The sequence below is a fragment of the Enterobacter sp. 01-M-02-SI-ECC genome (assembly GCF_047530595.1).
Taxonomy (GTDB): Bacteria; Pseudomonadota; Gammaproteobacteria; order Enterobacterales; family Enterobacteriaceae; genus Enterobacter; species Enterobacter cloacae_M.
This window is the reverse complement of the sequence record NZ_JBLKCZ010000009.1, coordinates 79,517-91,234: the sequence shown is the minus strand read 5'-3', so window position 1 is coordinate 91,234 and position 11,718 is coordinate 79,517. Positions and strand designations below refer to the sequence as shown.

At 53.7% G+C, this 11,718-nt stretch carries 9 protein-coding genes and 2 tRNA genes; 10 read left to right on the top strand and 1 reads right to left on the bottom strand.

Annotation, left to right across the window (positions count from 1 at the left end; genetic code table 11):
* The first annotated feature begins 14 nt into the window (after positions 1-14).
* Complete coding sequence (gene secG, locus ACMWLG_RS13785; protein ID WP_023309338.1) at positions 15-347, top strand: preprotein translocase subunit SecG; 333 nt, start codon at positions 15-17, stop codon at positions 345-347.
* Positions 348-356: 9 nt separating this feature from the next.
* Positions 357-443, top strand: a tRNA-Leu gene (locus ACMWLG_RS13780).
* Between the two features lie 185 nt (positions 444-628).
* On the opposite strand, the gene argG is transcribed toward ACMWLG_RS13780, so the two are convergent.
* Positions 629-1,975 (bottom strand): argininosuccinate synthase, encoded by a 1,347-nt coding sequence (gene argG / locus ACMWLG_RS13775; RefSeq protein WP_023309336.1) that lies wholly within the window; start codon positions 1,973-1,975, stop codon positions 629-631.
* Positions 1,976-2,262: 287 nt separating this feature from the next.
* On the opposite strand from argG, the gene ACMWLG_RS13770 reads away from it, so the two are divergent.
* The 8 genes from ACMWLG_RS13770 to pnp all read left to right on the top strand — a co-directional run bounded on the left by ACMWLG_RS13770 (position 2,263) and on the right by pnp (position 11,613).
* Positions 2,263-2,339 (top strand) — tRNA-Met (locus tag ACMWLG_RS13770).
* Between the two features lie 207 nt (positions 2,340-2,546).
* Entirely contained in the window at positions 2,547-2,999 is a 453-nt protein-coding gene (gene rimP, locus ACMWLG_RS13765; protein ID WP_014833432.1) for a ribosome maturation factor RimP, read from the top strand.
* 28 nt (positions 3,000-3,027) lie between these two features.
* Positions 3,028-4,530: a transcription termination factor NusA gene (nusA, locus tag ACMWLG_RS13760; protein ID WP_003861798.1), complete on the top strand. Its 1,503-nt coding sequence runs from the start codon at positions 3,028-3,030 to the stop codon at positions 4,528-4,530.
* Between the two features lie 24 nt (positions 4,531-4,554).
* On the top strand, positions 4,555-7,242 hold the full coding sequence (infB, locus tag ACMWLG_RS13755) for a translation initiation factor IF-2 (protein ID WP_023309335.1): 2,688 nt from the start codon (positions 4,555-4,557) through the stop codon (positions 7,240-7,242).
* 211 nt (positions 7,243-7,453) lie between these two features.
* A complete protein-coding gene (gene rbfA / locus ACMWLG_RS13750) occupies positions 7,454-7,858 on the top strand; it encodes a 30S ribosome-binding factor RbfA (RefSeq protein ID WP_003024988.1) in 405 nt (134 codons plus the stop codon).
* Positions 7,858-8,808 carry a tRNA pseudouridine(55) synthase TruB gene (gene truB, locus ACMWLG_RS13745; protein ID WP_045355410.1) on the top strand — a complete coding sequence of 317 codons (951 nt, stop codon included), beginning with the start codon at positions 7,858-7,860 and terminating at the stop codon, positions 8,806-8,808. Before rbfA ends, truB begins: the two co-directional genes overlap by 1 nt.
* Positions 8,809-8,962: 154 nt before the next feature.
* Positions 8,963-9,232, top strand: coding sequence for a 30S ribosomal protein S15 (gene rpsO / locus ACMWLG_RS13740; RefSeq protein ID WP_003861789.1), 270 nt, complete (start codon positions 8,963-8,965; stop codon positions 9,230-9,232).
* 242 nt (positions 9,233-9,474) lie between these two features.
* Positions 9,475-11,613: a polyribonucleotide nucleotidyltransferase gene (gene pnp, locus ACMWLG_RS13735; RefSeq protein WP_023309332.1), complete on the top strand. Its 2,139-nt coding sequence runs from the start codon at positions 9,475-9,477 to the stop codon at positions 11,611-11,613.
* The last annotated feature ends 105 nt before the right edge of the window (positions 11,614-11,718 follow it).

The window sequence follows — 11,718 nt, the reverse complement described above, 5'->3', positions numbered from 1 at the left end:
GGAACAGGTTGATTATGTACGAAGCTCTTTTAGTTGTTTTCCTTATTGTAGCCATCGCTCTCGTAGCGCTGATTATGCTGCAGCAAGGTAAAGGCGCTGATATGGGAGCCTCCTTCGGAGCAGGCGCTTCCGGTACGCTGTTCGGTTCAAGTGGTTCTGCGAACTTCATGACCCGCACAACGGCGATTCTGGCTACGCTGTTCTTCATCATCAGCCTTGTGCTTGGCAATATCAACAGCAACAAGACCAGCAAAGGAAGCGAGTGGGAAAATCTGAGCGCGCCAGCGAAAACTGAGCAGACTCAGCCAGCTGCACCGGCTAAGCCGACCAGCGATATCCCGCACTAAGTATTCTGTACCGAGGTGGTGGAATTGGTAGACACGCTACCTTGAGGTGGTAGTGCCCTAACGGGCTTGTGGGTTCGAGTCCCATCCTCGGTACCAATATTCCAGAAGAAAGACGTCGAAAGGCGTCTTTTTTTTCGTCTGCATATTCTGAGGTGTGGTTTTGTAGGCCCGGTAAGCGCAGCGCCACCGGGCAAAATGACGGGTGACGCTGCGTTTACCCGCCCTGCGAAAGTCCACAAAAAAGGCGTCCATAGGACGCCTTTTGCACGTTATATCAGCGATTACTTCTTATCGCTGTGCTCCAGGTTTTCAACCTGCGGCAGACCGTTACCGGAATTCGCGGAGAGCAGGCCATTCTCAACATAGTTGAACAGCTTCTCACGGGTATCGGTGATGTCCAGGTTACGCATGGTCAGCTGGCCAATACGATCGTCCGGTGAGAACACTGACTCACCTTTCTCCATGGTCAGACGCTCTGCTTTATAGGTCAGGTTGTCAGACACGGTATTCAGGATGGAGTAGTCGTTACCGCGACGCAGTTCCAGCGTTACTTCACCGGTGATCGCGCTTGCCACCCAACGCTGCAGCGCATCGCGCAGCATCAGCGCCTGTGGATCGAACCAGCGGCCCTGATACAGCAGTTTACCCAGCTGACGGCCATGAGAGTGATACTGCTCAATGGTGTCTTCGTTGTGAATGCCGGTCAGCAGACGCTCGTAAGCGATGTGCAGCAGCGCCATTCCCGGGGCTTCATAGATGCCGCGGCTTTTCGCTTCGATGATGCGGTTTTCAATCTGATCGCTCATGCCCAGGCCGTGACGACCGCCAATACGGTTCGCTTCCAGCATCAGCTCAACATCATCAGAGAAGGTTTTGCCGTTCAGCGCAACCGGATGACCACGTTCGAAACGTACTGTCACTTCTTCAGCCTGGATTTTGACGTTCTCGTCCCAGAACTTCACGCCCATGATCGGGTTAACGATCTTCACGCTTGAGTTCAGGAATTCCAGGTCTTTCGCTTCGTGCGTCGCACCCAGCATGTTGGAGTCAGTGGAGTAAGCTTTCTCGACAGACATCTTATAGTCGAAACCGCAGGCGATCATAAACTCGGACATCTCATGACGGCCACCCAGCTCGTCGATGAAGTCGGTATCCAGCCACGGCTTGTAGATCTGCAGTTCGGCGTTGGTCAGCAGGCCATAACGATAGAAACGCTCAATATCGTTGCCTTTATAGGTACTGCCGTCACCCCAGATGTTGACGCCGTCTTCTTTCATCGCCGCAACCAGCATGGTGCCGGTGACCGCACGGCCCAGCGGGGTGGTGTTGAAATAGGTCAGGCCGCCGGTGGTGTTATGGAACGCACCGCACTGAATAGCCGCGATACCTTCAGCGACCAGTTGCTTACGGCAGTCAATCAGGCGCGCGTTCTCTGCACCATACTCTTTAGCGCGACGAGGAATGGCATCATAGTCGTCCTCATCCGGCTGACCCAGGTTAGCGGTATAGGCGTACGGAACCGCTCCCTTCTGGCGCATCCACAGTAGTGCAGCGCTGGTATCCAGGCCACCTGAGAAAGCGATGCCAATACGTTGTCCAACCGGAAGATGCTTGAGAATAGTCGTCATAGAATAAAACCCTGCTTGATTGACTGATTAGAGACCGCTTTCGCTCTCTTGTGCATTTTTATGCAAAATAAGTGAGTATTCATTTAATCATCTTTTGGCGAAGACCGGAAGAGAGTCGTGCGTTTTTTGTAAAAATTTTGGTCTAATTGATCTGGCGGAAGTTGGGTTGACAGGTGGGGTCAACTATCAATATACTAAACGCCGATTTTACGTCCCGTCTTCGGTACCAAATCCCAGCATTATTTGCAAATTCTGTCCAAAACGCGTAGAATTTGCCACGTTTCAGGCGCGGGGTGGAGCAGCCTGGTAGCTCGTCGGGCTCATAACCCGAAGGTCGTCGGTTCAAATCCGGCCCCCGCAACCACTTTCCCATAAAGTTCTTTTTCAAATATACTGTGAAGACTTAGAGCCTTCGTAGCTGGATTTGAAAAAATTCTTTCGGAAAGTGCTCCAGGCCACAGTTGTGGCTATAGGGTTCAGTTATCTAAAGCCCCGATTTATCGGGGTTTTTTGTTATCTGACTACAGAATAACTGGGCTTTACGCCCTTTTTTTATGTCTTGGGGGTGGGCTTGTCCACATTAGAGCAAAAATTAACAGAGATGATTACTGCACCGGTCGAAGCACTGGGCTACGAACTGGTCGGCATCGAATTCGTTCGCGGCCGTACATCGACGCTGCGCATCTATATTGATAGTGAAGATGGCATCAATGTTGATGATTGTGCTGATGTCAGCCACCAGGTGAGTGCGGTTCTTGATGTTGAAGACCCGATTACCGTTGCGTACAACCTGGAAGTTTCCTCACCTGGCCTCGATCGCCCGATGTTCACGGCCGAGCACTATGTGCGCTTTACCGGTGAAGAAGTGGCTCTCGTTCTGCGTATGGCCGTACAGAACCGCCGTAAATGGCAGGGAATTATCAAAGCCGTTGATGGTGAAATGATCACGGTGACAGTCGAAGGCAAAGATGAAGTGTTCGCGCTGAGTAATATCCAGAAGGCGAACCTGGTTCCCCACTTTTAACAGTCTGGATTGAGGTGAAAAGCCCGCGATGAACAAAGAAATTTTGGCTGTTGTTGAAGCCGTCTCCAACGAGAAATCACTGCCGCGTGAGAAGATTTTCGAAGCGCTGGAAAGTGCACTGGCTACAGCAACCAAGAAAAAATACGAACAAGAGATCGATGTTCGCGTAGAAATCGATCGTAAAAGCGGTGACTTCGATACATTCCGTCGTTGGGTAATCGTTGAAGAAGTGACCCAGCCGACCAAAGAGATCACGCTGGAAGCCGCCCGTTTTGAAGACGAAAGTCTGAACGTGGGTGACTACGTTGAAGATCAGATCGAATCTGTGACCTTCGACCGTATCACCACGCAGACCGCTAAACAGGTTATCGTGCAGAAAGTGCGCGAAGCCGAGCGCGCGCTGGTTGTCGATCAGTTCCGCGATCAGGAAGGCGAAATCATTACCGGCGTGGTGAAGAAAGTGAACCGCGACAACATCTCCCTCGAGATCAAATCCGAAGGGTTGCCGGGTAACGCTGAAGCCGTGATCCTGCGTGAAGATATGCTGCCGCGTGAAAACTTCCGCCCGGGCGACCGTATTCGCGGCGTTCTGTACGCGGTACGCCCTGAAGCGCGTGGTGCACAGCTCTTCGTGACCCGTTCTAAACCAGAAATGCTGGTAGAACTGTTCCGTATCGAAGTGCCGGAAATCGGTGAAGAAGTTATCGAAATTAAAGCGGCGGCTCGCGATCCGGGCTCCCGTGCGAAAATTGCGGTGAAAACCAACGACAAGCGTATCGACCCGGTCGGTGCTTGCGTCGGTATGCGCGGTGCGCGTGTCCAGGCAGTTTCTACTGAGCTGGGCGGCGAACGTATTGATATCGTTCTGTGGGATGACAACCCGGCGCAGTTCGTGATCAACGCAATGGCTCCAGCTGATGTGGCGTCTATCGTTGTTGACGAAGACAAACACACCATGGATATCGCTGTTGAAGCGGGCAACCTGGCGCAGGCAATCGGCCGTAACGGTCAGAACGTACGCCTGGCGTCACAGCTGAGCGGCTGGGAACTCAACGTAATGACCGTTGATGACCTGCAGGCTAAGCATCAGGCTGAAGCCCATGCGGCGATCGATACCTTCACTAAATACCTGGATATTGACGAAGACTTCGCCACTGTTCTGGTTGAAGAAGGATTCTCTACGCTGGAAGAACTGGCCTATGTGCCAATGAAAGAGCTGCTGGAAATTGACGGTCTGGATGAACCAACCGTTGAAGCCCTGCGTGAACGCGCTAAAAACGCACTGACCACCCTGGCACTGGCTCAGGAAGAAAGCCTTGGCGATAAGAAGCCGGCTGATGACCTGCTGAATCTGGAAGGTCTTGATCGTGCGATTGCGTTCAAGCTGGCTGCCCGTGGTGTTTGTACGCTGGAAGATCTCGCTGAGCAAGGCGTTGATGACCTGGCTGATATCGAAGGTTTAACCGACGAGAAAGCCGGCGAGCTCATCATGGCCGCACGTAATATTTGCTGGTTCGGCGACGAAGCGTAATAAACTGTAGCAGGAAGGAACAGCATGACTGATGTAACTGTAAAATCGCTGGCTGCTGAGATTCAGACCTCCGTGGACCGCCTGGTACAGCAATTTGCTGATGCAGGGATCCCGAAGTCCGCTGATGACTCGGTGACCGCGCAAGAAAAACAAACCTTGTTAACGCACCTGAACCGTGAACACGGTTCTACGCCTGACAAGTTAACGCTGCAGCGCAAAACGCGCAGCACGTTAAACATCCCTGGTACCGGTGGCAAAAGCAAATCGGTACAAATTGAAGTCCGCAAGACGCGCACCTTTGTAAAACGTGATCCGCAAGAGGCAGAACGCCTTGCCGCGGAAGAGCAGGCACAGCGTGAAGCGGAAGAACAAGCTCAGCGTGAGGCGGAAGCAGCCGCCAAACGTGAAGCAGAATTAAAAGCTGAACGTGAGGCCGCAGAAAAAGCGAAACGCGACGCAAGTGATAAAGTGAAGCGTGACGCTGCGGAAAAAGACAAAGTGAGCAATCAACAGACAGACGAAATGACCAAAACCGCCCAGGCTGAAAAAGCCCGCCGTGAAAATGAAGCTGCCGAGCTGAAGCGTAAAGCGGAAGAAGAAGCCCGCCGTAAGCTGGAAGAAGAAGCTCGCCGCGTCGCCGAAGAAGCGCGCCGCATGGCAGAAGAAAACGAGAAGAATGGTGTGAATACCGTTGAGCCGACTGAAGACACCAGCGACTATCACGTGACCACTTCTCAGCATGCGCGTCAGGCTGAAGATGATAACGACCGTGAAGTAGAAGGCGGCCGTGGCCGTGGTCGTAATGCAAAAGCAGCGCGTCCGGCGAAAAAAGGCAACAAGCACGCTGAATCCAAAGCTGACCGTGAAGAAGCACGCGCTGCTGTTCGCGGCGGTAAAGGCGGCAAGCGTAAAGGTTCCGCGCTGCAGCAGGGCTTCCAGAAGCCGGCTCAGGCAGTTAACCGTGACGTCGTGATTGGCGAAACCATTACCGTTGGCGAACTGGCGAACAAGATGGCGGTTAAAGGCTCTCAGGTCATCAAAGCAATGATGAAGCTGGGTGCCATGGCGACCATCAACCAGGTCATCGATCAGGAAACCGCACAGCTGGTTGCTGAAGAGATGGGCCACAAAGTTATCCTGCGTCGTGAAAACGAGCTGGAAGAAGCAGTAATGAGCGACCGTGATACTGGTGCTGCGGCTGAACCGCGTGCACCGGTTGTGACCATCATGGGTCACGTTGACCACGGTAAAACCTCTCTGCTTGACTACATTCGTTCTACTAAGGTTGCCTCTGGTGAAGCGGGTGGTATTACCCAGCACATCGGTGCTTACCACGTAGAAACTGACAACGGTATGATCACCTTCCTGGATACTCCAGGCCACGCCGCGTTTACCTCAATGCGTGCTCGTGGTGCTCAGGCGACGGATATCGTTGTTCTGGTTGTTGCTGCAGACGACGGCGTCATGCCGCAGACCATCGAAGCTATCCAGCACGCGAAAGCAGCAGGTGTGCCGGTTGTGGTTGCAGTGAACAAGATCGATAAGCCAGAAGCGGATCCCGATCGTGTTAAAAACGAACTTTCCCAGTACGGTATTCTGCCGGAAGAGTGGGGCGGCGAAAGCCAGTTCGTACACGTGTCTGCGAAAGCGGGTACCGGTATCGACGAACTGCTGGACGCGATCCTGCTGCAGGCCGAAGTTCTGGAGCTGAAAGCCATCCGTAACGGTATGGCGAGCGGTGCGGTTATCGAATCCTTCCTGGATAAAGGACGTGGCCCGGTTGCTACCGTTCTGGTTCGCGAAGGTACGCTGCATAAAGGCGATATCGTTCTGTGCGGTTTCGAATACGGTCGCGTTCGTGCGATGCGTAACGAACTGGGTCAGGAAGTGCTGGAAGCAGGTCCGTCCATTCCAGTGGAAATCCTGGGTCTGTCCGGTGTTCCGGCTGCCGGTGACGAAGTGACCGTGGTGCGTGACGAGAAGAAAGCGCGTGAAGTGGCACTGTATCGTCAGGGTAAATTCCGTGAAGTTAAACTGGCTCGTCAGCAGAAATCTAAACTCGAGAACATGTTTGCCAACATGACCGATGGCGAAGTTCACGAAGTGAACATCGTTCTGAAAGCCGACGTTCAGGGTTCTGTGGAAGCGATCTCCGACTCCTTGCTGAAACTGTCTACCGACGAAGTGAAAGTGAAGATCATCGGTTCTGGCGTAGGTGGTATCACCGAAACCGACGCGACCCTGGCTGCTGCCTCCAACGCTATCCTGGTTGGCTTCAACGTTCGTGCGGATGCATCTGCGCGTAAAGTAATTGAAGCCGAAAGCCTGGATCTGCGCTACTACTCCGTCATCTATAACCTGATCGACGAAGTGAAAGCAGCGATGAGCGGCATGCTGTCTCCTGAGCTGAAACAGCAGATCATCGGTCTGGCTGAAGTACGTGACGTGTTCAAATCACCGAAATTCGGTGCGATCGCGGGCTGTATGGTTACCGAAGGTAACATCAAGCGTCACAACCCAATCCGCGTACTGCGTGACAACGTGGTTATCTACGAAGGCGAGCTGGAATCCCTGCGCCGCTTCAAAGATGACGTTAACGAAGTCCGTAACGGCATGGAATGTGGTATCGGCGTGAAGAACTACAACGACGTTCGCGTTGGCGATATGATCGAAGTGTTCGAGATTATCGAAATTCAGCGTACCATCGCTTAATCTTCGTCGGCTTTTGGCCGCCACTGCGTTGGCTGCGCTCGTTCACCCCGGTCACATAGTTATCTATGCTCCCGGGGATTCACGAGCTTGCCGCCTTGTTGCAACCCAAAATCCTTAGAAGATTAACTAGCGTAGGCCGGGTAAGCGAAGCGCCACCCGGCAATAATTTTAAAAGGGGCTTTTAGCCCCTTTTTTGTCTGGAGAATTTATTATGGCGAAAGAATTTGGTCGCCCTCAGCGCGTAGCGCAGGAAATGCAGAAAGAGATCGCACTCATTCTGCAACGTGAAATTAAAGACCCGCGCGTCGGCATGATGACCACCGTTTCCGGTGTCGAAATGTCCCGCGATTTGGCCTATGCAAAAGTGTTCGTCACCTTCCTGAACGATCAGGACGAAGCGGCAGTGAAAAACGGCATTAAAGCGCTGCAGGAAGCCTCTGGTTTCATCCGCTCCCTGCTCGGCAAAGCGATGCGCCTGCGTATCGTGCCTGAGCTGACCTTCTTCTACGACAACTCGCTGGTCGAAGGTATGCGTATGTCCAACCTGGTGACCAGCGTGGTTAAACATGACGACGAGCGTCGTGTTAACCCGGCGGACGACAGCAAGGAGGACTAATGAGTCGTCCTCGTCGTCGCGGTCGCGACGTGCATGGTGTGCTGCTGCTGGATAAACCCCAGGGCGCTTCCAGCAACGACGTGCTGCAAAAAGTTAAGCGTATTTATAACGCCAACCGTGCGGGCCACACCGGCGCGCTCGATCCGCTGGCAACCGGCATGCTGCCGGTCTGCCTGGGAGAGGCGACAAAGTTTTCCCAGTACCTGCTCGACTCCGATAAGCGCTACCGCGTTATCGCTAAGCTGGGCCAGCGCACGGATACCTCCGACGCGGATGGCCAGGTGGTGGAAGAGCGTCCGGTGACGTTCAGCGCGGAACAGCTTGATGCTGCGCTGGAGAGCTTCCGTGGAGACACGATGCAGGTGCCGTCGATGTATTCGGCGCTGAAATATCAGGGCAAGAAGCTCTACGAATATGCGCGCCAGGGCATTGATGTCCCGCGTGAAGCCCGTCCGATAACCGTGTATGAGCTGCTGTTTATTCGCCACGAAGGCGATGAGCTGGAGCTGGAAGTACACTGTTCGAAAGGGACCTATATTCGCACCATCATCGACGACCTCGGTGAAAAGCTGGGCTGCGGTGCGCATGTGATTTACCTGCGCCGTCTGGCGGTAAGCAAGTACCCGGTGGAGCGGATGGTGACCCTGGAACATCTGCGCGAGCTGGTAGAACAGGCGGAAGCGCAGGGGATCGCGCCGGCAGATTTGCTGGATCCCTTGCTGATGCCGATGGACAGTCCGGCAGCGGACTTCCCGGTTGTTAATCTTCCTTTAACATCGTCCGTTTACTTTAAGAACGGCAACCCGGTTCGTACGGCGGAAGCGCCGCTGGAAGGACTGGTACGCGTGACCGAAGGTGACGAAGGGAAATTCATCGGTATGGGCGAAATGGATGGCGAAGGGCGCGTTGCGCCGCGTCGTCTGGTCGTCGAATATCCGGTCGACGCGTGACGGTGGTAACGGCTCACCTTGCGATAAGCAGGGGAGACGAGTAGAATATCGCCGCTTAACGCCTGGTAAATTGTTTAACAATCTGCGGGGCGTACATGGGATTGCTGAATTAGAGATCGGCATCCTTACATTCTTTATACTTTGGAGTTTGAAAATGTCTCTAAGCGTTGAAGCTAAAGCTAAAATCGTTTCTGAGTTTGGTCGTGGTACTAACGACAGCGGTTCTACCGAAGTTCAGGTTGCACTGCTGACTGCACAGATTAACCACCTGCAGGGTCACTTTGCAGAGCACAAAAAAGATCACCACAGCCGTCGTGGTCTGCTGCGTATGGTTTCTCAGCGTCGTAAACTGCTCGACTACCTGAAACGTAAAGATGTTGCACGCTACACCGCGCTGATCGAGCGTCTGGGTCTGCGTCGCTAATTCTTGCGAGTTTCAGAAAAGGGGGCCTGATGGCCCCTTTTTTCAACCAGACGGCAGCAATTCACTGGAAACTATTGTATTGTTGCTATAAATGATCTTCATTGCAGAGGTTCGCGCGGCTAATGAGAGGCTTCACCCATGGGGGTGTTGGTTGTCATTAGTCGCGAGGATGCGAAGAAGGTCGGGTCAAATCGACAGCACACCGGTGGTGTGCTGTCAAACATTTAAGAAAGGACAGAACTTTGCTGAATCCGATCGTTCGTAAATTCCAGTATGGTCAACATACCGTCACGCTGGAAACCGGCATGATGGCACGTCAGGCTACTGCTGCCGTTATGGTAAGCATGGATGACACTGCGGTATTCGTTACCGTTGTTGGCCAGAAAAAAGCTAAACCAGGTCAGGACTTCTTCCCGCTGACCGTTAACTACCAGGAGCGTACCTACGCTGCCGGTAAAATCCCAGGTGGTTTCTTCCGTCGTGAAGGCCGTCCAAGCGAAGGCGAAACGCTGATTGCGCGTCTGATTGACCGCCCGGTTCGTCCGCTGTTCCCGGAAGGCTTCGTTAACGAAGTACAGGTTATCGCGACCGTTGTTTCCGTTAACCCACAGGTTAACCCGGACATCGTTGCCATGATCGGCGCATCCGCTGCCCTGTCACTGTCTGGTATTCCATTCAATGGCCCAATCGGTGCCGCGCGCGTTGGCTACATCAATGACCAGTACGTGCTGAACCCAACCCAGGAAGAGCTGAAAGAAAGTAAGCTGGACCTGGTTGTTGCGGGTACTGAAGCGGCTGTACTGATGGTTGAATCCGAAGCTGAACTGCTGAGCGAAGACCAGATGCTGGGCGCTGTGGTATTTGGCCACGACCAGCAGCAGATCGTTATCCAGAACATCAACGACCTGGTGAAAGAAGCCGGTAAACCACGTTGGGACTGGCAGCCAGAAGCAGCAAACGACGCGCTGAACGCACGCGTTGCAGCCCTGGCAGAATCTCGTCTGAGCGATGCATACCGCATCACTGACAAGCAGGAGCGTTACGCTCAGGTTGACGTGATCAAGTCTGAGACTATCGCGACGCTGGTTGCTGAAGACGAAGCGCTGGATGCTAACGAACTGAGCGACATCCTGCACGCTATCGAGAAAAACGTTGTTCGTAGCCGTGTACTGGCAGGCGAGCCGCGTATCGATGGCCGCGAAAAAGACATGATCCGTGGTCTGGATGTGCGTACTGGCGTTCTGCCACGTACTCACGGTTCCGCGCTGTTCACCCGTGGCGAAACGCAGGCGCTGGTTACCGCGACCCTGGGTACTGCACGTGACGCACAGATCATCGACGAACTGATGGGCGAGCGCACTGACAGCTTCCTGTTCCACTACAACTTCCCTCCGTACTCCGTAGGCGAAACCGGTATGGTTGGCTCGCCGAAGCGTCGTGAAATTGGTCACGGTCGTCTGGCGAAGCGCGGCGTGCTGGCAGTAATGCCAGAAGCTGACAAGTTCCCGTACACCGTTCGTGTGGTTTCTGAAATCACCGAATCCAACGGTTCTTCTTCCATGGCTTCCGTGTGTGGTGCTTCTCTGGCGCTGATGGATGCAGGCGTGCCAATCAAAGCCGCCGTTGCGGGTATCGCAATGGGCCTGGTGAAAGAAGGCGACAACTTCGTTGTTCTGTCTGACATTCTGGGTGACGAAGACCACCTGGGTGATATGGACTTCAAAGTAGCGGGTTCCCGCGAAGGTATCTCTGCGCTGCAGATGGATATCAAAATTGAAGGTATCACCAAAGAGATCATGCAGGTTGCTCTGAACCAGGCTAAAGGTGCTCGTCTGCACATCCTGGGCGTGATGGAACAGGCGATTAACGCGCCGCGTGGCGACATTTCTCAGTTCGCTCCACGTATCCACACCATCAAGATCAACCCAGATAAGATCAAAGATGTTATCGGTAAGGGCGGTTCCGTAATCCGTGCGCTGACCGAAGAGACTGGCACCACGATCGAAATCGAAGATGACGGTACTGTGAAGATCGCAGCAACCGACGGCGAGAAAGCGAAATTCGCGATCCGTCGCATCGAAGAAATCACGGCAGAGATCGAAGTGGGCCGCGTCTACGCAGGTAAAGTGACCCGTATCGTTGACTTTGGCGCGTTCGTTGCCATCGGTGGCGGTAAAGAAGGTCTGGTTCACATCTCTCAGATCGCTGACAAGCGCGTTGAGAAAGTGACCGATTACCTGCAGATGGGTCAGGAAGTACCGGTGAAAGTTCTGGAAGTTGATCGCCAGGGCCGTATCCGTCTGAGCATTAAAGAAGCAACCGAGCAGTCTCAGCCAGCTGCTGCGCCAGAAGCACAGGCAGCAGAACAGCAAGGCGAGTAAGTTGCCATTTGCCCTCCGCTTTGCGGAGGGCCTATTATCAGGCAGGACGCCTTGTTAAGCCGCCGGGGGACAGGACGTTCATCCAATAGTTGTCTTCGGGAGTGG